The sequence below is a fragment of the Pseudomonas sp. genome, assembly GCF_035554175.1.
Taxonomy (GTDB): domain Bacteria; phylum Pseudomonadota; class Gammaproteobacteria; order Pseudomonadales; family Pseudomonadaceae; genus Aquipseudomonas.
On record NZ_DATMIV010000022.1, the window covers coordinates 177693 to 199511 of the forward strand.

20 protein-coding genes are annotated in these 21819 nt (G+C 59.4%); 9 read left to right on the forward strand and 11 right to left on the reverse strand.

All coding sequences use genetic code 11. The annotated features are described in order from the left end of the window. Position 1: 1 nt before the first annotated feature. Positions 2-772 (forward strand): imidazole glycerol phosphate synthase subunit HisF, encoded by a 771-nt coding sequence (hisF, locus tag VNV36_RS12245; RefSeq protein WP_007909211.1) that lies wholly within the window; start codon positions 2-4, stop codon positions 770-772. A gap of 73 nt (positions 773-845) precedes the next feature. Continuing rightward, positions 846-1601 carry a substrate-binding periplasmic protein gene (locus VNV36_RS12250; RefSeq protein ID WP_325717977.1) on the forward strand — a complete coding sequence of 252 codons (756 nt, stop codon included), beginning with the start codon at positions 846-848 and terminating at the stop codon, positions 1599-1601. Here VNV36_RS12250 and VNV36_RS12255 read toward each other — a convergent pair. From VNV36_RS12255 to gpmI, 5 genes are all read right to left on the reverse strand, one after another. Further along, a complete protein-coding gene (locus VNV36_RS12255; RefSeq protein WP_325717978.1) occupies positions 1582-2955 on the reverse strand; it encodes a Vps62-related protein in 1374 nt (457 codons plus the stop codon). The two genes, VNV36_RS12250 and VNV36_RS12255, sit on opposite strands and share 20 nt — an antisense overlap. Before the next feature lie 115 nt (positions 2956-3070). Next, on the reverse strand, positions 3071-3847 hold the full coding sequence (locus VNV36_RS12260; RefSeq protein WP_325717979.1) for a divergent polysaccharide deacetylase family protein: 777 nt from the start codon (positions 3845-3847) through the stop codon (positions 3071-3073). Positions 3848-3849: 2 nt separating this feature from the next. Further along, positions 3850-5169: a S41 family peptidase gene (locus tag VNV36_RS12265; RefSeq protein WP_325717980.1), complete on the reverse strand. Its 1320-nt coding sequence runs from the start codon at positions 5167-5169 to the stop codon at positions 3850-3852. Positions 5170-5200: 31 nt separating this feature from the next. Continuing rightward, positions 5201-6487 carry a murein hydrolase activator EnvC family protein gene (locus VNV36_RS12270; RefSeq protein ID WP_325717981.1) on the reverse strand — a complete coding sequence of 429 codons (1287 nt, stop codon included), beginning with the start codon at positions 6485-6487 and terminating at the stop codon, positions 5201-5203. Between the two features lie 217 nt (positions 6488-6704). Further along, on the reverse strand, positions 6705-8234 hold the full coding sequence (gene gpmI, locus VNV36_RS12275) for a 2,3-bisphosphoglycerate-independent phosphoglycerate mutase (RefSeq protein WP_325717982.1): 1530 nt from the start codon (positions 8232-8234) through the stop codon (positions 6705-6707). Between the two features lie 153 nt (positions 8235-8387). Here gpmI and VNV36_RS12280 point away from each other — a divergent pair, with 153 nt between their 5' ends. From VNV36_RS12280 to secB, 3 genes are read left to right on the forward strand one after another with little or no spacing between them, the layout of a single operon-like run. Beyond that, the gene (locus tag VNV36_RS12280) at positions 8388-8801 is read left to right on the forward strand and encodes a rhodanese-like domain-containing protein (protein ID WP_016772116.1); all 414 of its coding nucleotides are present in this window, start codon (positions 8388-8390) and stop codon (positions 8799-8801) included. Between the two features lies 1 nt (position 8802). Continuing rightward, entirely contained in the window at positions 8803-9057 is a 255-nt protein-coding gene (grxC, locus tag VNV36_RS12285) for a glutaredoxin 3 (RefSeq protein ID WP_325717983.1), read from the forward strand. Positions 9058-9115: 58 nt separating this feature from the next. Continuing rightward, complete coding sequence (gene secB / locus VNV36_RS12290; protein WP_016772114.1) at positions 9116-9601, forward strand: protein-export chaperone SecB; 486 nt, start codon at positions 9116-9118, stop codon at positions 9599-9601. A 122-nt stretch (positions 9602-9723) separates the two neighbouring features. Here the strand turns inward: secB and trmL are convergent, their stop codons facing one another. Next, the gene (trmL, locus tag VNV36_RS12295) at positions 9724-10179 is read right to left on the reverse strand and encodes a tRNA (uridine(34)/cytosine(34)/5-carboxymethylaminomethyluridine(34)-2'-O)-methyltransferase TrmL (RefSeq protein WP_325717984.1); all 456 of its coding nucleotides are present in this window, start codon (positions 10177-10179) and stop codon (positions 9724-9726) included. Between trmL and VNV36_RS12300 the strand changes: the two genes are divergently transcribed. The 3 genes from VNV36_RS12300 to VNV36_RS12310 all read left to right on the forward strand — a co-directional run bounded on the left by VNV36_RS12300 (position 10178) and on the right by VNV36_RS12310 (position 15428). Continuing rightward, entirely contained in the window at positions 10178-10618 is a 441-nt protein-coding gene (locus VNV36_RS12300) for a hypothetical protein (RefSeq protein WP_325717985.1), read from the forward strand. The genes trmL and VNV36_RS12300 overlap by 2 nt on opposite strands. Positions 10619-11111: 493 nt before the next feature. Next, positions 11112-12806: a leucine-rich repeat domain-containing protein gene (locus VNV36_RS12305; protein WP_325717986.1), complete on the forward strand. Its 1695-nt coding sequence runs from the start codon at positions 11112-11114 to the stop codon at positions 12804-12806. A gap of 147 nt (positions 12807-12953) precedes the next feature. Continuing rightward, positions 12954-15428 (forward strand): leucine-rich repeat domain-containing protein, encoded by a 2475-nt coding sequence (locus VNV36_RS12310; RefSeq protein ID WP_325717987.1) that lies wholly within the window; start codon positions 12954-12956, stop codon positions 15426-15428. Positions 15429-15956: 528 nt separating this feature from the next. Here the strand turns inward: VNV36_RS12310 and ntrC are convergent. Together ntrC and glnL are read right to left on the reverse strand one after the other, a co-directional pair. Then, positions 15957-17393: a nitrogen regulation protein NR(I) gene (ntrC, locus tag VNV36_RS12315; protein WP_016772108.1), complete on the reverse strand. Its 1437-nt coding sequence runs from the start codon at positions 17391-17393 to the stop codon at positions 15957-15959. Then, positions 17390-18475 carry a nitrogen regulation protein NR(II) gene (gene glnL, locus VNV36_RS12320; RefSeq protein WP_325717988.1) on the reverse strand — a complete coding sequence of 362 codons (1086 nt, stop codon included), beginning with the start codon at positions 18473-18475 and terminating at the stop codon, positions 17390-17392. Before glnL ends, ntrC begins: the two co-directional genes overlap by 4 nt. Before the next feature lie 23 nt (positions 18476-18498). On the opposite strand from glnL, the gene VNV36_RS12325 reads away from it, so the two are divergent. Further along, positions 18499-18657 (forward strand): hypothetical protein, encoded by a 159-nt coding sequence (locus VNV36_RS12325; protein ID WP_325717989.1) that lies wholly within the window; start codon positions 18499-18501, stop codon positions 18655-18657. A 48-nt stretch (positions 18658-18705) separates the two neighbouring features. Here the strand turns inward: VNV36_RS12325 and VNV36_RS12330 are convergent, their stop codons facing one another. The 3 genes from VNV36_RS12330 to glnA all read right to left on the reverse strand — a co-directional run bounded on the left by VNV36_RS12330 (position 18706) and on the right by glnA (position 21528). Then, on the reverse strand, positions 18706-19329 hold the full coding sequence (locus tag VNV36_RS12330; protein ID WP_325717990.1) for a DUF4124 domain-containing protein: 624 nt from the start codon (positions 19327-19329) through the stop codon (positions 18706-18708). Beyond that, complete coding sequence (locus VNV36_RS12335; protein WP_325717991.1) at positions 19326-19838, reverse strand: DUF4124 domain-containing protein; 513 nt, start codon at positions 19836-19838, stop codon at positions 19326-19328. The genes VNV36_RS12330 and VNV36_RS12335 overlap by 4 nt, the downstream gene beginning before the upstream one ends. A gap of 283 nt (positions 19839-20121) precedes the next feature. Beyond that, complete coding sequence (gene glnA / locus VNV36_RS12340; RefSeq protein WP_016772104.1) at positions 20122-21528, reverse strand: type I glutamate--ammonia ligase; 1407 nt, start codon at positions 21526-21528, stop codon at positions 20122-20124. Positions 21529-21819: the final 291 nt, after the last annotated feature.

Sequence of the window (21819 nt, forward strand, 5' to 3'; positions counted from 1 at the left end):
CATGGCGCTGGCCAAACGCATCATCCCTTGCCTGGACGTGGACAACGGCCGGGTCGTCAAAGGTGTCAAGTTCGAGAACATCCGTGACGCCGGTGACCCGGTGGAAATCGCCCGTCGTTACGACGAGCAGGGTGCCGACGAGATTACCTTTCTCGATATCACCGCCAGCGTTGATGGCCGCGACACCACGCTGCATACCGTCGAACGCATGGCCAGCCAGGTGTTCATCCCGCTGACCGTCGGTGGTGGCGTGCGCACCGTGCAGGACATCCGCAACCTGCTCAATGCCGGTGCCGACAAGGTGTCGATCAACACCGCTGCGGTGTTCAACCCGGAGTTCGTCGGTGAAGCGGCGCAGCATTTCGGCTCGCAATGCATCGTCGTCGCCATCGACGCCAAGAAAGTTTCCGGCCCTGGCGAAACCCCGCGCTGGGAAATTTTCACCCACGGCGGACGCAAGCCGACCGGTCTCGACGCGGTCGAGTGGGCGAAGAAAATGGAAGGCCTTGGGGCCGGGGAAATTCTGCTGACCAGCATGGATCAGGACGGCATGAAAAATGGCTTCGACCTCGGTGTCACCCGCGCGATCAGCGACGCATTGGGGATTCCGGTGATCGCCTCCGGTGGCGTCGGCAACCTGCAGCATCTGGCTGACGGCATTCTCGAAGGTCACGCCAGTGCAGTGCTGGCGGCGAGTATTTTTCATTTTGGCGAATACACGGTGCAGGAAGCCAAGGCCTACATGGCCAAGCGCGGGATCGTGATGCGCTAAACCGTACAGGCCAGTGGACAGCATGGCGTCCCCAAGGCACTCTTGGGCACGCCATGGATTCCGGTAGCCCGACATGATCAAACGCCTGCTTGTTGTACTCGCCAGTGCCGCATTTTTGCTCATCAGCAACGCCCGGGCCGAGAACAGTCCCGATACCGATCTGGTGCTGCTCACCGAAAACTTCCCGCCGTACAACATGGCGAAGAACGGCAAGAATTTCGCCCAGGGCGATAACATCAACGGCATTGCCACCGACATCGTTCGCGAGATGTTCCAGCGTGCCGGCCTCACCTACAGCCTGACCCTGCGTTTCCCTTGGGAACGCGTCTACAAACTCGCTCTGGAAAATCCCGGGTACGGCGCTTTCGTCATGGCGCGCCTGCCTGATCGGGAAAAGCTCTTCAAGTGGGTCGGCCCGATCGGTCCCGACGACTGGATTCTGCTGGCCAAGGCTGACAGCAAAATCACCCTCGACACCCTCAATGATGCGCGCAAATACAGGATCGGTGCCTACAAGGGCGATGCGATTGCCCAGACGTTGACTAAACAGGGCCTCAAGCCTGTGGTCGTGCTGCGCGATCAGGATAACGCGAAGAAACTGGTCAACGGCCAGATCGATCTATGGGCAACGGGTGATCCTGCCGGCCGTTATCTGGCCCGGCAGGATGGCGTGACCGGCCTGAAGACTGTGCTGCGCTTCAACAGCGCCGAGCTGTACCTGGCGCTGAACAAGGATGTCTCCGATGAAGTCGTCGCCAGGCTTCAGGCCGCGTTGGATCAACTGCGCAAGGAAGGCGTGGTCGATGAAATCATGGCGCGCTATCTGTAGCGGCGGACTGATCCGGTTCGGGCAGCGGGATGCTGATTTCGTTCTCTTGCACAGACGGCTGCACAACCGGCTCGTCGACCGCCTCAGGTTCCGCCACGACAACGATCTCAGGCTCGGTGGGCGAGTACTGGCTGATATGCAGACTACTACCATCGGTGTAGCTGAAGACCTCCGTCACTGAGGTGCCGTCTGCGCGCACCAGTCTGTAGTCGCTCTGCGCCAGGTAGGCTGCCACGGATCTGTTTTTGTCCACCACCGCAACCACTTCGATCGCCGTCGAATTGAGCCATTCGTTCGAGTGTATTTCGCATTGAGTGAAATCATGGCCCAGTCGCGCGGAAAACATCACAGCGTTGTGCTGATCGGTTTGCCATTGGGCGCCGAATTCGACGCCAGTAGCCTGGGTGAATGTTCGCAAGCCGGCAGTACGCTGAGCACGAGGGGCAGTCCATCTGAATATCTGGCTGTCGATGCCACTGTTACGTGCATGACCGACGAGGATGTACTGATCCTTGCGTTCCAGCAGATAGAAGGGCGAGTGACGTAATTGTTCGACGGCGGTGTAGCGTGGATCCTTGACCGTGAACCAGGGGAGAACGGCTGTGGAAGAAGGCTCGTCCGCTTGATCTACAGGTGTCGGCGTTTCCCCGCACAGTACGGGTGGCGATGGGCGTGTGTAGAGCTGCAGTCCAATCTGCAAGCGCAAGCAGTAGACCGGGAAACTGGCCGGCCTGGTGTAGTCACTCAAGCTGAAGAAACTGCCCGATGCCAGGTAGACCTCGCCCGATAAAGCGGCTGGAGGAACAGCACTCCAGGTGCTGACGCGCTGCCGGGCCTTGCTGCCCTTGTCGTCCCAGATCAGATCGGTGGTATTCGACGCGATCACCAGGTCTGCGCGAACGCAGCGAACAGCGTTGAGCGACGGTTTCTCATGATCATTCGAGCACACCGACCCCAGCGCCACGTAGCCTTCGGGAGGCAGCGGTCGCCAGATCGACAGATCTCTTTTTGAACCTGACCCGGAATCCTTCCACACCAGCTCGTAATCATCAGGACGCCGTAGTGCCCTGCCTTTGGTGGGATCACTGCTTACAAAGTCTGCTTCGCTAGCCACTGCCACCACTCGTTCGCCATTGATGTTGCCCAGGCCTCTGGTGACGACATCGCCCAAGGGGAAATAACCGGGCAGCGCGTCGGGAGCCGGGGTCGGGCGCCAGAACGACGCGGGTCTGGCCGACAGACCGGTGGTATCCCAGATGCGCAGAAATTCTGTTGTGAAGCTGATCAACAGGTTATCGATCCGGATCGGTTCAGTTCGCCCAAAGGGCGGGGTAATCGGGGCGTTGCTTGTCATGGGCACTCCTGATAGTTGAAAGCGACTCAAAGGAGCCGCGACCTGTAGCAGGTCTCACTATCCGGAACGGGGCGGGGCGTGCGGTGGTAACTATGTATTGCAACGTGACAGGGTGTTACCGGTAAACGCCGTCTTTGCCGTGACCGGCCATGGCGCGGTTGCTGCGCACGCTGATCATCTGTCTGATGTCGATCCAGTCGATGCCCTGAGCCTTGAGTCTGGGCAACTCTCGCTCCAGCACGGCCAGTGTCTGCGGATACGGATGGCCGATCATCACCGCTGAACCCTGCTTGCGCGCCAACGCGATCGCGGTCTGTAGCTGAGTGGCAATGGCCGCTTCGGTACGCTCGTCATCGAGGAATACATCCCGCGAGACACTGGCCAGATCGATTTTCTGCGCCTGTTGCGCAGCCACAGTCTGAGCGCTGGTACGGCTGTCGACGAAGAACTTGTGGCGACGCTGCAGTTCGCCCATCAGCCACGCCATCGCGGCCGGCTGCGCGGTCATGCGGCTGCCCATGTGATTGTTGATGCCAGCGGTAAACGGTACTTTTTCGAACGCGGCATCGAGGCGTTTCTGCAGTTCTTCGATGGGCAGTTCGGGGTGCCAGGCATACGGCCCGGTGGCCGGGTCCATCGGCATGTGCAGGATGACGATCTTGCCGGCGCGATGGGCCTCGCGGGCAAACTCGGTGGCGTGCGGGGTGTCCGGCATGATCGCCGCCGTGACCGGGCCGGGCAGGGCGAGCACCCGACGATCCCGGGGCAGGTTCTGCCCCAGGTCATCGATGATCAGTGTCAGGTAGGCCTTGTGCGGCGACGGACTGACGGGCTCTGCTTGCGCCGCACCCGCCAGACAGCACAACAGAATGCAGACGAAACGCAACAACATCCTCAACGGCCGGAGGTGATGCTCAGCCCTTTGAGCAGGCTCAGGGCCTGGGCCAATTGGTAATCGTCATCCTGCGGCATCGCTTTGGCCTTGCCGCCGGAACCGCTCGGTTTGTCGGCGCCGCCGTTGCCGTTGCCCAGGTGGCCTTGCAGGTCGGCTTCCTTGAAGTATTCGCTGTCGGCTTCGTTGGTGATCTTCGCGCGGCGCACTTCGATGTCCGGCACGATGCCCTGGGCCTGGATCGAACGGCCGTTCGGGGTGAAGTACAGCGCGGTGGTGATTTTCAGCGCACGGTCATTATTCAGCGGCAGTACGGTTTGCACCGAGCCTTTACCGAAACTGGTGGTGCCCATGACCACGGCGCGTTTTTGATCCTGCAGGGCGCCGGCGACGATTTCCGAGGCCGAGGCGCTGCCACCGTTGATCAGCACAACCATCGGCACCGCTTCGCTTTCGTCTTTGCCGGTTGCGGAGAAGCGCAGTTCGGAATTGGCGATGCGGCCCTTGGTATAGACGATCAGGCCTTTGGTGATGAAGTGATCGACCACTTCCACTGCTGATTGCAGCACGCCGCCCGGGTTGTTGCGCAGGTCGAGAATGATGCCGTTGAGCTTCTTGCCGTTGTCCTTGCGCAGCTTGGCCAGGGACTTGGAGACTTCCTCGCCGGTCTTGACCTGGAACTGGGTGATGCGGATATAGCCGTAGCCCGACTCCAGCAGTTGCGCCTTGACGCTCTTCACCTGAATTACCGCCCGCGCCAGGGTCACGTCGAACGGCGTGCCGCCGTCGCGAACCAGGGTCAGGGTGATTTTCTGGCCGATCTTGCCGCGCATCTTGTCGACGGCTTCGGTCATCGTCTGCCCGCGTGTCGGTTGGCCATTGATCTTGACGATGAAGTCACCCGCCTGGATGCCGGCCTTCGAGGCCGGCGTGTCATCGATCGGCGAGACGACTTTGATGAAGCCGTCTTCAGCGCCGACTTCGATACCCAGGCCGCCGAATTCGCCGCTGGTGCTCTCCTGCAACTCGGTGAAGTCTTCCGGGCCAAGGTAGGCCGAATGCGGATCGAGGTTGCTGAGCATGCCCTTGATCGCGTTTTCCAGCAGGGTCTTGTCGTCCACGGGCTCGACATACGCGGCCTTGATCCGGTCCATGACCTCGGCGAAGGTGCGCAACTCTTCCAGCGGCAAAGGCGCCTTGGCGGTCGCGGCAGTGCCTGCCGGAGCGACGGTCGGGGCCGGTTGCGCGGCGAACGCCAGAGGCGCGCCGATCACCAGGGCGATCGTCAGGGCCAGCGAGGTAAGGCGGGACAAATGCAGCATGTCGAACGAACTCCTGAATTAGATACCGTGCTTATCCTTGCGCACGGCACCATTGCGCCGGGTCACTCGGGTGACCCTGCTGACGAATTGCGAAATACAGCGCTGGCGTGTCCTGACCGCCACTGTTACCGACAGTGGAGATCGACTCGCCAGCCTTGACCACATCACCTGCCGACTTGAGCAGCGTCTGGTTGTGACCGTAAAGACTCAGAAAACCGTTGCCGTGATCGAGGATCACCAGCAACCCGGCCCCGCGCAGCCAGTCGGCAAACACCACGCGCCCGCCGTGTACGGCGTGCACCTGACTGCCGGCGGAGGCGCTGATCATCACGCCATCCCATTTGGTACGGGCATCGTCGCCGCGGCTTTCACCGAAGCGTGCGAGTAATCGACCATCAACCGGCCACGGAAGTTTTCCCCGGGTTGCAGCAAATGGGCCACCAAAGGTCTCACCACTGCTCGATACCAGCGCGCCGGGGCTTGATCTGGCAGGTTTTCGTGGGGCGTCGCTGGTGTCAGCCTGCGCCTCACGCAAACGCTTTTTTTCTGCTTCCTGCTGGGCGAGCAGCGCTTTCTGTCGCGCTTCTTCTGCCTCACGAGCCTGGCGAGCCAGGGTTTCTTCAATGGTTTTAAGGACTTTAGACAGGTCTGCCTGATCCTGCTCGCGCGCGGCGAGTTTCTGGTCGCGGGCTTTCACGTCGTCATTGAGCCTGGCGAGAACCTGCTGGCGCTCCTTGCGGACTTTCTCGAGTTCTTCACGCTGGGTGTCGAGGCTGCTTTTCTGCACCAGTAACTGCGCTTGCTGCAGGCCGATGTCTTTTTCGACATTGGCCAGTTGGCGCAGGGTTTCGTTGAAGTTCTTCAACTGCTCGAGGCGCGCCTGGCTCAGGTAATCATAATAGGTGAGGGTGCGGGCGAACTTCTCGGGATTCTGCTGGTTGAGCAGCAGTTTGAGGTATTCCTGGCGACCGTTCTGATAAGCCGCTCGAGCCTGAATGGCGATCAATCGCTGCTGTTCAGTACGCGCGCTCTGGAGTTTTTTTTTCTCTGCATCGAGCCGCTGCAGCTCGGATTCGCTTTTCTGCAGCTCTTTCTGCAGGGCATCGACCTGCTTCTGCAGTTTGCCCATCTCGGTTTCAGTGCCCTTGAGCTCTTTCTGCACGCCGGATTTTTCTTCCTGCAGTTTGCCCAGGAGCTTTTTCAACTCGGCAATATCCTGACGCGTGGCGTCCAACTGCTGTTGGGTTTGCGCGCGCTCGTCGGCGAAGGCCGGCTGGAGCAGACAGGTCAGAGCAAGGGCAATCAGGACGCGAAGCATAGGGGCGGGCGGCACCAGGGTAAGGGACGGCCTAGTATGCCCGCCCGAGGCTGCAAAAAAAACGCCCAATTGGGGCTGTGTGATAACCGGACAGAAAAACACCACAAACCCCATGTGGGAGCGAGCCTGCTCGCGAAAGCGGCGGGTCAGGCAACATCAATGTCGTCTGATCAAGCGTTTTCGCGAGCAGGCTCGCTCCCACAGGGATTATCAGTGATTAAACGAGGATTGAGGTACCGGTCATCTCCGCCGGTTTTTCCAGGCCCAGAAGCATCAGCATGGTCGGTGCCACGTCCGCCAGCACGCCGCCTTCGCGCACTTTCAGGTCGCGCTTGCCGACGTAGATGAACGGCACCGGCTCGGTAGTGTGCGCGGTGTGCGCCTGACCGGTGGATTCGTCAGCCATTTGCTCGACGTTGCCATGGTCAGCCGTGATCAGCGCTTCGCCGCCGACTTTTTCCAGCGCTTCAACGATGCGACCGACGCAGGTGTCCAGGCACTCGACGGCTTTGACCGCTGCGTCGAACACCCCGCTGTGGCCGACCATGTCACCGTTGGCGTAGTTGACCACGATCACGTCGTAACGCTGGTTTTCGATGGCGTCGACGATGCGGTCGGTGACTTCCGGTGCGCTCATTTCCGGCTGCAAATCGTAGGTAGCGACTTTCGGCGACGGAATCAGGATGCGCTCTTCGCCCGGGAACGGCTCTTCGCGACCGCCGGAGAAGAAGAAGGTGACGTGGGCGTACTTCTCGGTTTCAGCGATGCGCAGCTGGGTCTTGCCGTTTTTCGCCAGGTAATCGCCGAGCACATTTTCCAGGCTTCCAGCGGCGAAAGCCGACGGTGCCGGAATGCTGGCGGCGTACTGGGTAAGCATGACAAAACCGGCCAGTTTCGGCTGACGGGCGCGCTCGAATTCCTTGAAGTTGTCTTCGACGAACACCCGAGTCAGCTCACGGGCGCGGTCGGCACGGAAGTTCATGAAGACCACGGCGTCGCCGTCTTCGACCTTCACCGGCTCGCCGATGGAAGTGGCCTTGACGAACTCGTCGCTCTCGCCGCGGGCGTAGGCGGCCTCAAGACCTTCCTGAGCGGTGGCGGCGTTGAATTCGCCGTTGCCGTCGACGATCAGGTTGTAGGCCTGGGCGACGCGATCCCAGCGGTTGTCACGGTCCATGGCGAAGTAGCGGCCGATAATGCTGGCGATGCGGCCCTTGCCGAGTGCCTGGAACGTAGCGTCGAGCAGTTCGATCGACGAGGCTGCACTTTTCGGCGGCGTATCGCGGCCATCGAGGAAGGCGTGCAGGTAGATTTTTTCGGCGCCGCGCTTGAAGGCCAGTTCGGCCATGGCGATCAGGTGATCCTGATGGCTGTGCACACCGCCATCGGACAGCAGACCCATGAAGTGCACAGCTTTGCCAGCGGCGACGGCCTTGTCCACTGCGGCGCAGATGGTCGGATTTTCGAAGAACTCGCCGTCGCGGATCGCTTTGGTCACGCGGGTGAAATCCTGATACACCACACGCCCGGCGCCGAGGTTCATGTGACCGACTTCGGAGTTGCCCATCTGGCCATCCGGCAGGCCGACGTCCATGCCGCTGCCCGAGATCAAGCCGTTCGGCACGGTGGCCCACAGACGATCCAGCACGGGTTTCTTCGCCGCGAACACGGCATTGGATTCGGGGCTGTCACTGTGACCGAAGCCGTCGAGAATCATCAGGACCAAAGGTTTAGGCGTCGTCGTCATGGAATCCACTCGTGGCTGATAAAGAAGAGGGCAATGGAAAACGGAGTTGGAGTTTAAAGCGAAGTTCCGACCGCGTCACCGCCGGACGGGGTTTGGCCGACCATAGTGGCTGTGTATACTGGCCGACATTTTAACGCCCTGGAACCTCTTTCGATGGTTGCTCACCTGATTGAATTTGCCACTAACCACTACATTCTTGTCGGTATCTTCGTCGTTCTGCTGGCTCTGCTGCTGGCGCACACGATGCAGGGCGGCGGTAAAAGCCTGAGCACCGGCGAGCTGACCGCACTGGTCAATAAAGATGCAGGCGTGGTGGTGGACATCCGTCCGGCCAAGGATTACGCCGCTGGCCACATCGTCGGTGCAGTGAACATTCCGCAAGACAAACTGGCCGCCCGCGTCGGCGAGCTGGAGAAGCACAAGGCCAAGACCATCATTCTGGTCGACGCCCTCGGCCAGACCGCCGGTACCCACGCCCGCGAGCTGATGAAATCCGGCTTCACCGCCGCCAAGCTGTCCGGCGGGATTTCCAGCTGGAAAGGCGACAACCTGCCGCTGGTGAAGTGATATGAGCCAAGTCATCGTCTACTCCAGCGATTACTGCCCCTACTGCTCGCGAGCCAAGTACCTGCTCGAGAACAAAGGCGTGGCCTTCACAGAGATCAAGGTCGATGGCAAGCCGCAGCTGCGCGCCGAAATGACCAAAAAGGCCGGGCGCACATCCGTGCCGCAGATCTGGATCGGCGACACCCATGTCGGCGGTTGTGATGAGTTATACGCCCTGGAGCGCGCCGGCAAACTCGATGCGCTGCTCAAGGCCTGAACGGCTGCACCCACGTACAGCACTCCCTAAAAAGACCCAAGATCGATAAGGATCTGAGATGACTGACCAACAGAACACTGCAGCCAGCGAAGAAGAAACCGCACCGCAATTCTCCTTGCAGCGCATCTACGTACGCGACCTGTCCTTCGAAGCCCCGAAAAGCCCGGCGATCTTTCGCCAGCAATGGGACCCGGCGGTCGGTCTGGATCTGAACACCCGTCAGAAGGCGCTGGAAGGCGATTTCTACGAAGTCGTGCTGACCCTGTCGGTGACCGTGAAGAACGGTGAAGAAGTCGCCTTCATCGCTGAAGTGCAACAGGCCGGTATCTTCCTGATCAAGAACCTCGACGCGGCTTCGATGAGTCACACTCTGGGTGCGTTCTGCCCGAACATCCTGTTCCCGTACGCCCGCGAAACCCTGGACAGCCTCGTGACTCGTGGTTCATTCCCGGCGCTGATGCTCGCCCCGGTGAACTTCGACGCCCTGTACGCGCAAGAGCTGCAGCGCATGCAGGAAAGCGGCGAGACTCCGACCGTTCAATAAACGGTTCAGCAACATCCCATGTGGGAGCGAGCCTGCTCGCGAAAGCGGTTTATCAGCAACATCAATGTTGACTGGCACTCCGTAATCGCGAGCAAGCCCGCTCCCACATTTATTATGTGCGGTTACTTGAAGTCGTTCTGACGCCAGGCTTCGTAGACGGCGACGGCCACGGTGTTGGACAGGTTCAGACTGCGGCAGCCCTCACGCATCGGCAGACGCAGACGCTGTTCGGCGGGCAGGGCATCGAGCAAGTCCGCCGGCAGGCCACGGCTTTCCGGGCCGAACAAAAACGCATCGCCGGGCACAAACGCGGCATCATGAAATGGCCGCGAACCTTTAGTGGTGAACGCGAACAACCGTGGGTTGCCCAGGCTTTCCAGGCACGTGGCCAGGTCAGGATGACGCTGCAGGGTGGCGTATTCGTGATAATCGAGACCGGCGCGGCGCAAGCGCTTGTCGTCCATTTCGAAGCCCAGCGGTTCGATCAAATGCAGGTGGCAGCCACTGTTGGCGCACAGCCTGATAACGTTGCCGGTATTCGGCGGAATTTCTGGTTGAAAAAGGATGACGTGAAACATGCACGGCTCCGAAGGTAAAGATGACGCGCATTCTACGCCGCAAGCAGACCCGCGTTCGAAACTATTCCCGCGCGTGATCGGTTCGCTGGCAATTTTCGGTTTGATGATCGGTTTGATGATCGGCCGCCTGACCACGCCGGATCCAAGCGTGCTGGAACAGGTCGAGGTCACTGACGGCGGCCTGGTCGTCTGGTTCAACAATGAACCGAAGCTGCATGGTGAAATCATCGATGGCACCGTCGCACTGTTGTTTCAGGCCGAGGGCCGTGCGCAGAAGGGCCAGCTCAAGCTCAACGGCAAGGACGTGAACTGGCGTACGCGTAAAAGTGACGGTGGGTTGTTACTCACGGTGCTGGCAGCGCGACCGCTGCAGGGTGACTGGGCGGGCAGCCAGGTCGATGACCGCTGGCGCCTGGAGATCCGCTTGCAAATGCACTGACTGGCACCGTCCTTTGCGTTCTCCCACGTTTGCTGGCGGTATTTCCTACTGCCACAGTCTGCCTTTCCGCTCCACTTCAATTCCAGCTCAGGCTATCGTCCGCCCTCCATTCAAATCGGCAGGATGCCGAAAAGTGTCGCCCCGGCCCGAGTGCCCGGGGGCGGCTTTTCAAGGAGGAAACATGCCAGTAAAACCAACGCGCGGGGGCCGCTCCCGTGCTGATGCGGATGCCCGCAGCAACCCCAACCGGCCCGCGGACGTTGACACTTCGCTCCCTGGTCATTCAGGCGCCAGAGGCTTCGATCCAGGCGTGCCACTCGAGCCTGTGCCCAGAGCGGGACCTTCCGGCACGGATGCCATTACTGAACCTCCGGCCGTCGTGGTTCACGTCGGTTCCGCTGACGTTCACCTTCCCGCGCCACAGCTGTCGCTGAATGATTATGTGACCACTCCCATTGCGTTGCTCCCGCCCGTCAACAGTGAGGGAGTGCGGATGATCAACGGGCGTCCATACGTTGACCTGTCGGAAGGCGGCGTTGATCTCGCTCTTGTTGCTCAGGATCCAGAAACGGGACTGTACCGCGCTCGCCGACCAAGCGAGTTGTTTGCTTCAGGCCCGGTGCTGTTGCGCAATCCCGATAGCGGCCTTTGGCGTCCGCGCGCGATCGTAGAGCCCACCACCCGGGAGCAGGTCAGGAAATATTTGCCCGAAGCGACCGATCAGGACGCGGATGGGTTTATTGCCCGGTTCGATGACAAGGATGTGGCTGAGCTTGAACTCAAGCGAATCCAGCATGGACTTGCACAACTTGACAGTGAACGCGTGAGCATCCCGTACCATGAAAATCACGCTGTAAAGGGCCATGAGATAACTGAGGCGTTTGACATGTGGCGCAGGCTACGCCAGGTGTACAGCTGGCAAGGCGTGCCTGATCAGCGGGTCTACGGCGATGGACGGCTATCGGGTTTCAAGCTGGATCTCAATCTCACGCTATGGCCGGTCGATAAGCTGCTTTCATTGAAGTTCAAATCGGTTGTTTCTCTTACCTTAAGAGGATATGCACCGCTGAACCCGGAGGTATTTTTTGCGCAGTTTCCCAACATTGAAAGTCTGACGGTCACAAGTCAGCAAATCACCAGAAGAGGTTTCGGGACTGCTCCGGATGCGGAGGATTACTCCAGGCTCAGTGTGGATCATCGCTTCGCCGAGCAATTGGCCAAACTTCCCCGTTTACGAGAGCTGAGTCTGCAAGACTGTGAATTTCAGGCCGGGTTTTCTGTGAGAGGCATGACCAGGCTGCAGGTTTTGCGGATTGCTGACACACAGAGGGCCGCGGCGACAGGGGGAGCTGGTCCGTTGCGCTTCCCGGTGCCAAACCGGGACCAGATCGATATTTTGCAAGCTGCAGTTGACGTCACCGCGATGAGCGAACTGCGTGTGCTGGATCTGACAGGAAGTGGAATACGCCTGCTCCCTTTCGGGCTTCACACCAACAATGGGTCGTCGAGGCTGGAAGTATTGAGACTGGGTGATAACCCGCTTGCTATCGGGCCTTCGCTCAAAACAATGTCTGCGCTGCAGGAGCTTGATCTATCCAATACACGGTTGGACAGATTTCCCGAGGGCATCACCTCACAGGTTCCCCGCAGAATATTGAATCTGGCGAACAATCGAATTGCCTCGATCCCGGAAACCGTCGAACTTAGAGCGGGCTTCAATCTCAGCGGCAATCCTATAACGGATCCGGTTTCCCTTCGCCGGCTGATACATGCGCGCGTGTGGACAGGCACCGACTTTTGGCTGGGAGCAGAAAGTACTGACCACTCGGTAGACCTGTGGCTGCGAAATCTGCCGTCAAATGTGTCGGCGAAGGAAATAACTACGAGAAGGGCGCTGTGGGACGGCTTGGGCGTTACTGACAACGACATATTGGTCGGGATGCGGAAACTGACGCGTACGCCTGAATTTCTTGTCGAGTACCCCCTTTTGCAGGGGCGTGTCTGGCGGTTTCTCGGTCAATACGGCGAGGCAGACAGTCATGAGCGGAGTCAGCTGAGAGCGATTGTTAACAATGAGCCGAGTCCCGGAAAAATGCTGGACACGCTGGAAGCACTTATGCAGGGGCAGGACCTGGGGCAGCAAAACCAGGCTCCGCATCATTTACCCAAGCGCCCGAGGCTCGAATGACGCAGAGCTGAAGTGCCAGCGGGCGGTGCTGACGCTGCTGAGCAATCGTCAGCAAACCGCCTGCGCAACCCCTCTGACCGGCAGGATGCCGAATTATAAAGCCCTCGCGCGAACGCCGAGGGTCGCTTTCATCAAGGAAGAAGAAAAATGCCATTAAAGCCACCCCGCGATGGCGGCCTCCGAGTGGATGTGGATGTTCACACCAATCCAAATCAAAAGTCGGATAGAGACGTATTACCTGTTGATATGCCGGGTCGCAATGTCGTGGATCCATGGACGCGTGTCGATAATCCGCAGCGGCCGATCAAGTCAGTCGGGCCTGATGCAGGCCTTGATGTGATCCTGCCGGCGCCGACGGTCACGGTTCATCCGGCACTGCATTTCGCTGAGTCGTTTCCCGTCATGAATAAGTCGCTGGAGAGTTACTGGCTCAAGTCAGTGGCCGAGCTACCGGACGCCGACAGGGAAGGCTTCAGGGTGTACCGAGAACGCCAATATGTGGATGTGCCCGATGGCGGTATTGTTCTGGTCGGGATAGATGCGGACACCGGATTTTATCGGGCGCGAAGCTCAAACGAATTGCGTCCCTCCGGCCCATGGATGTTGCGTGATATCGAGAGCGGCATCTGGCATCCGCACAGCGACTTCAACACACGCACCAATGCTCTGACCGACGCAAGCCTGGAAGTCTTTCGTACCGAGCTGGATGTCAGCGGCGTGGAACCGGGCAGCGACGGCGTGATACGTCACGACGGCAAACTCTACGTGGTCATCCATGAGCAGGCGTATCAGGTCATGCAGGATCTTGGTGCGTCCCGCCCGGAATACAAGGTCTGGCGCCTGGTCAATCCCGGGCAACCAGTCGCCACCGACAGCGCGAACATATACCGCGCCCACCTTGGCGGGGAGACCCTTGCCATTACCCTGAGCGAGCGGAACACCTGGGTTTCCATCCTCACAGGTTTGCGCGGCGGTATGGACGCCAATGCTCCGGCAGGTGCCAACCCCTTCAACTTCCACCGCCCCTGGCTTACCGGCGCGGGACCTTCAGGTGGGCAAGCGCCGGTCGTTGTCGCGACTACACGGGCACAGGTCAAACGTTATTTTGCAGACTCGACGGATCAACACGCCGATGATTTCATTGCGCGATTTGGTGAAGCGGGCGTGGCAGAAGTGGAACTCAAGCGGCTTGAACTTGAGTTTCCTCAACTGGATCGTGAGGTCGCTGCGTGGGAGACGGGCTATAAAGGCAAGGACAGTGCCGAGCGCAGACGGCGACAGGCGATAGGTGCCAGAGTGCGTCGTCTGTTCAAGTGGCAGGGAGAGAGTTCGGAAAAAGTCTACGTTGACGGGCGGCTGGTCGGCTTCAAGTTGGAGCTCGATTTGGGCGGTCGGGGAAATCTGACGCTTCCGGTGTTTTCTACCAGGCTCAGTTCCGTTGTTGCTCTTGGCCTCAAGGGCACCACCTCGAAAAATATGGGGAGCTTGTTCTCGATGTTCTCCCATATTGAAACGCTCGAAGTGCACAGATTCACGGGAAAGGGCGATGTTCTGTGGGATGAAATCCATAAGCTTACCCAATTGAGAGTCCTGCAAATACGTGAAAGCAACGTTTGGCTGCAGAGGGTCCATGAAGTGCATTTCATCCGACTGGCAGGTTTACGGGAGCTGAGTCTGGCCAACTGCAGCATCTGGCCTGGCCTTACCGTGGCAGGGATGACCACCTTGCGGGTATTGCGTGTCCGCTCTTGTGATTTGCAGGGTTTGCCTGGAGGACTGAGTGATTTGTCCGTGGTCTCACGTTTACAGGTGCTTGATCTGCACCACAATCCCAACTTGACAGTTGCACCTGACGTCACTCACATGTCTGATTTACGTGAACTGGATCTGTCAAATACCTACATAGTCCGGCCACCTGTCGGGCTGGATTCTCCGACCGGGCCGGTGCGCCTTGAAGTATTGAACTTATCCCACAACGGGTGGCTGGCCGTGCCGCCCACCCTCACAGGCTTGACGGCATTACGGGAGGTCGATCTCAGTCGCACCTCAATAAACAGGTTTCCCGAAGGCGTCACATCCGCGATTCCCAAAACAAGCTTGAACCTGGCTTACAGCGGGATCGCATCGATTCCGCAAACCGTTGAGCTCAGAAAAGGCTTTGACCTCACGGCTACTCCGATTTCCGACCCGGCCGACTTCCGGCGCCTGATTGCCGCGCGCCGGGCAACAGGTGTCGATATCTGGCTGGCCGGCTTCCAGACTTATGGGGGGGGAAATCATTGGCTGCATAACGTTCCACAGGCGCAAATCGCTGCAAAAAATGCCCTTTGGGATGCGCTGAATAGTGAAGAGAATTTCGCAATGATGAAGCAGATCAAAAACCTGCTTCGCACGCCAGAATTCCGGGTCGAGCGTCAACTGTTGCAGCGTCGGGTCTGGAGGTTTCTTGAGTTTTTCCACGAGACCGGCTATCGCGAGCAAGCACGTTTGCGGAATATGGCAACCGAGGAAACCAGTCCCGGCAAAATGCTCGAACGCCTGGAGGACGAGATAAACAAGTCAGACCCACAGTGGCAAAATCCGCCCGTTCATGATTTATCCAAGCGACCGAGGCTGAATTAACGCTGAAGTGTCGGGGGATGTAAAAGCGGGAATCCCTGACCTGCCTGTATCAGGATTCCCAAAAGGCTGGACTTCGCTGACAGCGTCGGTCCGGTGTAAAGAGGGAACCCCCGGCCTGCCTGTACCGAGGATCCCAAAAGGGTGGGCTCGTCGCGTGGCGACCGAGCCCGGTGTAAAGAGGGGATCCCCGGCCTGCCTGTACCAAGGTCCCCGAAACGGGTGGTGAATCGAATCACCTGTAATGGGTATTGCAGGGGGCGTGCCAGGTTTTAATCTGCTGATACAAAAAAATGCACAGAAAAGCGAAAGCCCCGGAATTCGGGGCTTTCGTTTGTTCGAAGCGTGAGTCTTTCCATACTCGATACAGGGCGATAAGAATCGGGCTATGCGCGATCCCGGGTCATCGTGCATTGATGCGGTGCATGCTGGCCCAAGAAGCTTCGCGAGCAGGCTCGCTCCCACAGGGGAAGCGCGTTCCAATTGTGGAAGCAGCCTGCTGGCGAATGGGTTCAACGCAGAACTGGAGACTTAACCCTCTTCCCCCTCATCATCATCCCCACCATCCACCTTCATCCCCAACTCCTTGATCTTGCGTGTCAGGGTGTTACGCCCCCAACCGAGCAGCACTGCCGCATCGCGCCGACGCCCGGCGGTGTGTTTCAACGCCGTCTCGATCATGATCCGCTCGAACGCCGGCACTGCGCTGTCTAGCAGACTCGACTGGCCGCGGGCCAAGGCCTGATCGGCCCATTGGCGCAGCGCCTGTTCCCAGTTGGTCACCGGGGCCGAATCCTGCGGCAGGTTGAGCAGTTCCGGTGGCAGATCGCTGATGTGCACTTCGCGCCCGGAGGCCATGACGGTGATCCAGCGACAGGTGTTTTCCAGCTGGCGCACGTTGCCCGGCCACGGCAGGTTCTTCAGGTATTCCTCGGTCTCGCTTTTCAGCAGCTTCGGCTCGACCGCCAGTTCCTGCGCGGCGCGGCTGAGGAAGTGGCGGGCCAGGGTCGGGATGTCTTCGCGACGATCAGACAGGCGCGGGATATGGATGCGGATCACGTTGAGCCGGTGGAACAGGTCCTCACGGAATTTGCCGGCGTGAACCAGGGTCTCCAGATTCTGGTGGGTCGCGGCGATGATGCGTACATCGACTTTGACCGGCACATGGCCGCCGACGCGATAGAACTCGCCATCGGCCAGAACACGCAACAGACGTGTCTGGGTGTCGGCCGGCATGTCGCCGATTTCATCGAGAAACAACGTGCCGCCATCGGCCTGTTCGAAGCGTCCGCGCCGCAGGTTGGCTGCGCCGGTGAATGCGCCTTTTTCGTGACCGAACAGCTCGGACTCCATCAGATCCTTGGGGATCGCCGCCATGTTCAACGCAATGAATGGCGAGGCCGCGCGCGGGCTGTGGCGGTGCAGGGCGTGGGCGACCAATTCTTTACCGGTACCCGATTCGCCATTGATCAGCACAGTGATGTTGGAGTGGCTCAAGCGGCCAATGGCGCGAAACACTTCCTGCATCGCCGGCGCTTCGCCGATGATTTCCGGGGTGCGGGTCAGCGCGGGAACGACTTCCAGACCCTGCTGCTCCTGCGCGTGCTGATTGGCGCGTTTGACCAGCGACACCGCTTCATCAACGTCGAACGGCTTGGGCAGGTATTCGAATGCGCCGCCCTGGTAGGAGGCGACAGCGCTGTCCAGATCGGAGTGAGCGGTCATGATGATGACCGGCAGCCGTGGATGCTGTTCGCGAATCCGCGCCAGCAGATCCAGGCCACTGGCGCCCGGCATGCGGATGTCGGAGATGATCACATCCGGCTGCTGCCGGGCCAGACGACTCATCACGCCATCGGCGCTGTCGAAGCTCTGGGTGGTCATGCCTTCCTGCTGCAGGGCCTTTTCCAGAACCCAACGGATAGAACGGTCGTCATCGACGATCCACACGGTTTCACTACGGCTCATGTCGATGTGGCTCCTTGTTCCAGTGGCAGAAAGATCGAGAAGGTGGTGTGGCCTGGATGGCTGTCACACTCGATCAGGCCCTGGTGCTGACTGATGATGTTCTGGGTGATGGCCAGGCCCAGCCCGGTACCGTCCGGACGACCGCTGACCATCGGAAAGAAAATGGTTTCCTGCAGTTCCGCCGGGATGCCCGGGCCGTTGTCGATGATTTCGATCTTGGTCACCAGACGGTGGCGGATGTGGCCGATGGTGAACTGCCGCATGGCACGGGTGCGCAGGCTGATGCGGCCCAGGCGCAGCTCGTTCTGGCTGCTGATGGCCTGCATCGCATTGCGAACGATGTTCAGAACGGCCTGAATCATTTGTTCGCGGTCGATCAGCACGTCGGGAATGCTCGGGTCGTAATCGCGCACCAGGGTGATGCAGCCCTGGCTTTCGGCTTCGACCAGTTGGGACACGCGCTCGAGCACTTCATGCACGTTGCACATGGCCAGCGACGGCAATTTGTTCGAGCCGAGCATACGATCGACCAGATTGCGCAGGCGATCGGCTTCTTCAATGATCACGTTGGTGTAGTCGCGCAAGCTTTCTTCCGGCAGCTCGCGGGCCAGCAGCTGCGCGGCGCCACGGATGCCACCGAGGGGGTTCTTGATTTCGTGAGCGAGGCCGCGCACCAGCATTTTGCTGGTTTCCTGTTTGGACAGCTGCGCCTCTTCCTTGGTGATCCGTAGCAGGCGATCACGTGGGTGAACCTCGAGCAAGAGCAGGGTCGCGCCGTTACTGAGAATCGGCGTTACCGCGTAATCCACGGTCAGGGTCTGGCCGGTAAGCGCGGTGAGCATTGCTTCGCGCTTGGTGAACGGGTGCGCCTGCTCCACCGCCTGGCGCAGGGAATTGAGCGCCTCGGGGGATTCGGTGAACAGCTCGCTGATGAACTGGCCATGGCTGCGCTGACCGCTGACGGCCAACAGCATCTCCGCCGCCGGGTTCATGTACTCCAGGCGCAGTTCGGCGTCGAGCAGGATGGTTGCCGTGGTCAGGTTATCGAGCAGCAAACGGTGGATAGCGTCGCTTATGGTCATCTGGACCCCTTTTGGAGCAAGGCGTGCGCGAGAACAAAGCGCTGATATCGGGAAAATGCAAAAACCAAACCAAGGCTCCGAAAAGCAGCGCCCAAGCCGTGAAACAGGCGTTTGATGCGCATTTGTATGGCACGGCGCCAGCCCGGACGGGAAGTTTCGAACCAAAATGGGTTGGCTTCTGAGTACGGCGTGGTTTATTGCACCAATATAGTGCGCTTGAAGGTCGGGTGTTAGAAGAAACGCAGGAAGGGGTTTTTCGACTCTTCAGGTTTATCCCTGAGCGGACATTCCGGGCGTACGCCATAGTCGTCAACGACGCAGGGTTTGACCTGCCGCTTCTGCGCCAGGGAGATGCGCAGCATGTGGAAGGGCTGATTGGCGGTGCGTTCCACGGTACGTCCAGCCGCGTCGAGAATCTCGATCGAAAGACTGTGGCTGCCTCGATCGATGTTGCTCAGCGCAAACACCGGGCTGACGCCGGGCTCGCCGATGGCCTTGCCATCCAGCAGCAGCCGATAGCGATGGCCGCTTTGCAGGCCGGGCTCGCTGGTGACGCTGACGATCAGCTCGCCGGCGCTGCTGCGCAGGGTCGCGTCGGGCTCCGGAATCAGAATGCGCAGCATGTCGTAGTGGAAGGGCGGCTGTTCGGTGGATTGCTTCGCGGTGGTGATCGGCTCGGCAGACGAGGCAGGGGCAGCCATGCGATTGCTCGGCGCGAGGGGCACTCGCTTGGCGTTGGCGCGTGGCTGGTCGGTGTAGACGCGGTTGCCCTGCGCATCGATATAGGTGAAGACCTCGGCTGAGGCGGGCAGCGTTATCAGCGCCAGGATGAGAATCAGCCCTGCACGGATCATGGCGTGTGCACGCGTTGCACGGTGAAGACCGCGGGCGGGCTCTGCTGGATGACGGTCTGGCCGTCGATCACCTGGACTGCCAGACGATGCTCGCCGCGATCCACATTGACCAACTGCAGAACCGGCACGTTGCTCGGCTGGCCGTAGGGCTGGTCGTCGAGCAGCAATCGCAGTTGATGCGGCGCCTGCAGGCGCGGTTTGATCAGGACGTTGACGGTGAAAGTGCCGTTGTTGGCGCGCAGGGCCTCGTCGCTGGGCAGACCGGCGAGCTCAAGGATTTCGTAGGGGTTGCGCGGCGGCTCGTTCTCCTCCGCGCCTTGGGCGGGTGGCGCGCTCGGAGCCTGCGGCTCGACCCGATTGAGCGGCGGCAGCTCTACCGGTTGTGCCTGCACACCGTCCGGCGGCTGATTGCTGTACGCGGTGTTGCCGTTGGCGTCGGTGTACTTGTAGATCTGCGCGGCAGCGGGCAGAGCGATCAGCAGCAGAATGTAGAGAAGCGTGCGACCCATGAAATCGACCGGGGTAGGAAACTGTGTGTAGCAGCATAGGACAGGTGAGGCGGTTGGCCCAGCTGGCGACACATCCGAAGATGATTCAAACACTACCAATCCCCTGTAGCGAGCCTGCTCGCGAAGGCACCGCATCAGTCACCATCATCTTCACTGACCCACCGCTTTCGCGAGCAGGCTCGCTCCCACAGGGGAATGCGCCGCCCTGTAAATTACGGACAATAAAAAAGGCCTTCCGAAGAAGGCCTCTTTGTGTCACGCCGCTTTACGCAGCGCTACCGGATCAGCAGCTGTAGTACAGCTCATACTCCAGTGGGTGTACGAAGGTGCGAACCTTGATTTCTTCTTCCGATTTCAGCGCGATGTAGGCGTCGATGAAGTCGTCGGAGAACACGCCGCCCTTGGTCAGGAACGCGCGGCCCTTGTCCAGTTCTTCCAGGGCTTCTTTCAGACTGCCGCAAACCTGTGGAATCTCTTTCGCCTCTTCAGGCGGCAGGTCGTACAGGTTCTTGTCGGCGGCATCGCCTGGGTGGATCTTGTTCTGGATACCGTCCAGGCCGGCCATCAACAGTGCTGCGAAAGCCAGGTAAGGGTTGGCTGCCGGATCCGGGAAGCGTGCTTCGATACGGCGGGCTTTCGGGCTCGACACGTAAGGAATACGGATCGAAGCGGAACGGTTGCGCGCCGAGTAGGCCAGCATCACCGGAGCTTCGAAGCCTGGTACCAGACGCTTGTAGGAGTTGGTCGCCGGGTTGGTGAAGCCGTTCAGGGCCTTACCGTGTTTGATGATGCCGCCGATGAAGTACAGAGCAGTATCGGACAGACCGGCATAGCCCTCGCCAGCGAAGGTGTTCTTGCCGTCTTTCCAGATCGACATGTGTACGTGCATGCCCGAACCGTTGTCGCCGTACAGTGGCTTCGGCATGAAGGTCGCGGTGCGGCCGTAAGCGTCGGCAACGTTGTGTACAACGTATTTCAGGGTTTGAACTTCGTCGGCTTTCTTCACCAGAGTGTTGAACTTGACGCCGATTTCGTTCTGGCCGGCAGTTGCCACTTCGTGGTGGTGAACTTCAACCGACTGACCCATTTCTTCCAGTGCGTTGCACATGGCGGTACGGATTTCGTGGTCGTGGTCGAACGGAGGAACCGGGAAGTAGCCGCCTTTCACGCCTGGACGGTGACCCTTGTTGCCGCCTTCGATGTCCTGGTCGGACATCCACGAACCTTGCTCGGAGTAGATCTTGAACATCGAGCCGGAGATGTCCGACTTGAATTTAACCGAGTCAAAGATGAAGAACTCAGGCTCCGGACCGGCGAATACGGTGTCACCGATACCGGTGGCTTTCAGGTGCTCTTCGGCGCGCTTGGCGATCGCACGTGGGTCGCGATCGTAGCCCTGCATGCTCGAAGGCTCGATGATGTCGCACACCAGAATCAGGGTTGGGTCTTCGGTGAACGGATCGAGGACGGCCGTTTCGTCGACCGGCATCAGGATCATGTCGGAGGCTTCGATGCCTTTCCAGCCGGAGATGGAGGAACCGTCGAACATCTTGCCGACTTCGAAGAAGTCGTCATCCAGCGCATCGCGAGCCGGCATGGTCACGTGGTGCTGAGTGCCTTTGGTGTCCGTGAAGCGCAGATCAATCCATTTGACGTCATGATCTTTGATGAGTTGAACCGACTTCGACATAGTGTCCTCCGGGTGAATTAGGGCGGGTAGTGGATGCCCTTAATAATGGTGATGCCGGCGCGAATACTCTGCCAAGGCAACCTGCCTCACAAGGGAGCAAATTGCATGCCAGTGCCCCAGCATGGGTTTTTTGCCCCAAATTCACGCTTATTAAGGGATGCAGCGTACTGAATCGACAAAACTCGCCCCTTAATGTTGCGTTTAAATTCAGAAATGACCCGTTTTGGTGCGCGCAAAACCTTCTGCACATTAACTGGTTAAACCTTGAGCAATTTCCGCTATAATCCGCGC

Bases quoted from the DNA above. Each gene is read 5' to 3' on its own strand.
- VNV36_RS12330 (WP_325717990.1), bottom strand. From the start codon at position 19,329: ATGATCCGTGCAGGGCTGATTCTCATCCTGGCGCTGATAACGCTGCCC.
- trmL (WP_325717984.1), bottom strand. From the start codon at position 10,179: ATGTTTCACGTCATCCTTTTTCAACCAGAAATTCCGCCGAATACCGGC.
- VNV36_RS12300 (WP_325717985.1), top strand. From the start codon at position 10,178: ATGCACGGCTCCGAAGGTAAAGATGACGCGCATTCTACGCCGCAAGCA.
- VNV36_RS12305 (WP_325717986.1), top strand. From the start codon at position 11,112: ATGATCAACGGGCGTCCATACGTTGACCTGTCGGAAGGCGGCGTTGAT.
- VNV36_RS12260 (WP_325717979.1), bottom strand. From the start codon at position 3,847: ATGTTGTTGCGTTTCGTCTGCATTCTGTTGTGCTGTCTGGCGGGTGCG.
- VNV36_RS12250 (WP_325717977.1), top strand. From the start codon at position 846: ATGATCAAACGCCTGCTTGTTGTACTCGCCAGTGCCGCATTTTTGCTC.
- VNV36_RS12335 (WP_325717991.1), bottom strand. From the start codon at position 19,838: ATGGGTCGCACGCTTCTCTACATTCTGCTGCTGATCGCTCTGCCCGCT.
- gpmI (WP_325717982.1), bottom strand. From the start codon at position 8,234: ATGACGACGACGCCTAAACCTTTGGTCCTGATGATTCTCGACGGCTTC.
- ntrC (WP_016772108.1), bottom strand. From the start codon at position 17,393: ATGAGCCGTAGTGAAACCGTGTGGATCGTCGATGACGACCGTTCTATC.
- hisF (WP_007909211.1), top strand. From the start codon at position 2: ATGGCGCTGGCCAAACGCATCATCCCTTGCCTGGACGTGGACAACGGC.
- VNV36_RS12310 (WP_325717987.1), top strand. From the start codon at position 12,954: ATGCCATTAAAGCCACCCCGCGATGGCGGCCTCCGAGTGGATGTGGAT.
- glnL (WP_325717988.1), bottom strand. From the start codon at position 18,475: ATGACCATAAGCGACGCTATCCACCGTTTGCTGCTCGATAACCTGACC.
- glnA (WP_016772104.1), bottom strand. From the start codon at position 21,528: ATGTCGAAGTCGGTTCAACTCATCAAAGATCATGACGTCAAATGGATT.
- grxC (WP_325717983.1), top strand. From the start codon at position 8,803: ATGAGCCAAGTCATCGTCTACTCCAGCGATTACTGCCCCTACTGCTCG.
- VNV36_RS12255 (WP_325717978.1), bottom strand. From the start codon at position 2,955: ATGACAAGCAACGCCCCGATTACCCCGCCCTTTGGGCGAACTGAACCG.
- VNV36_RS12270 (WP_325717981.1), bottom strand. From the start codon at position 6,487: ATGCTTCGCGTCCTGATTGCCCTTGCTCTGACCTGTCTGCTCCAGCCG.
- VNV36_RS12265 (WP_325717980.1), bottom strand. From the start codon at position 5,169: ATGCTGCATTTGTCCCGCCTTACCTCGCTGGCCCTGACGATCGCCCTG.
- secB (WP_016772114.1), top strand. From the start codon at position 9,116: ATGACTGACCAACAGAACACTGCAGCCAGCGAAGAAGAAACCGCACCG.
- VNV36_RS12280 (WP_016772116.1), top strand. From the start codon at position 8,388: ATGGTTGCTCACCTGATTGAATTTGCCACTAACCACTACATTCTTGTC.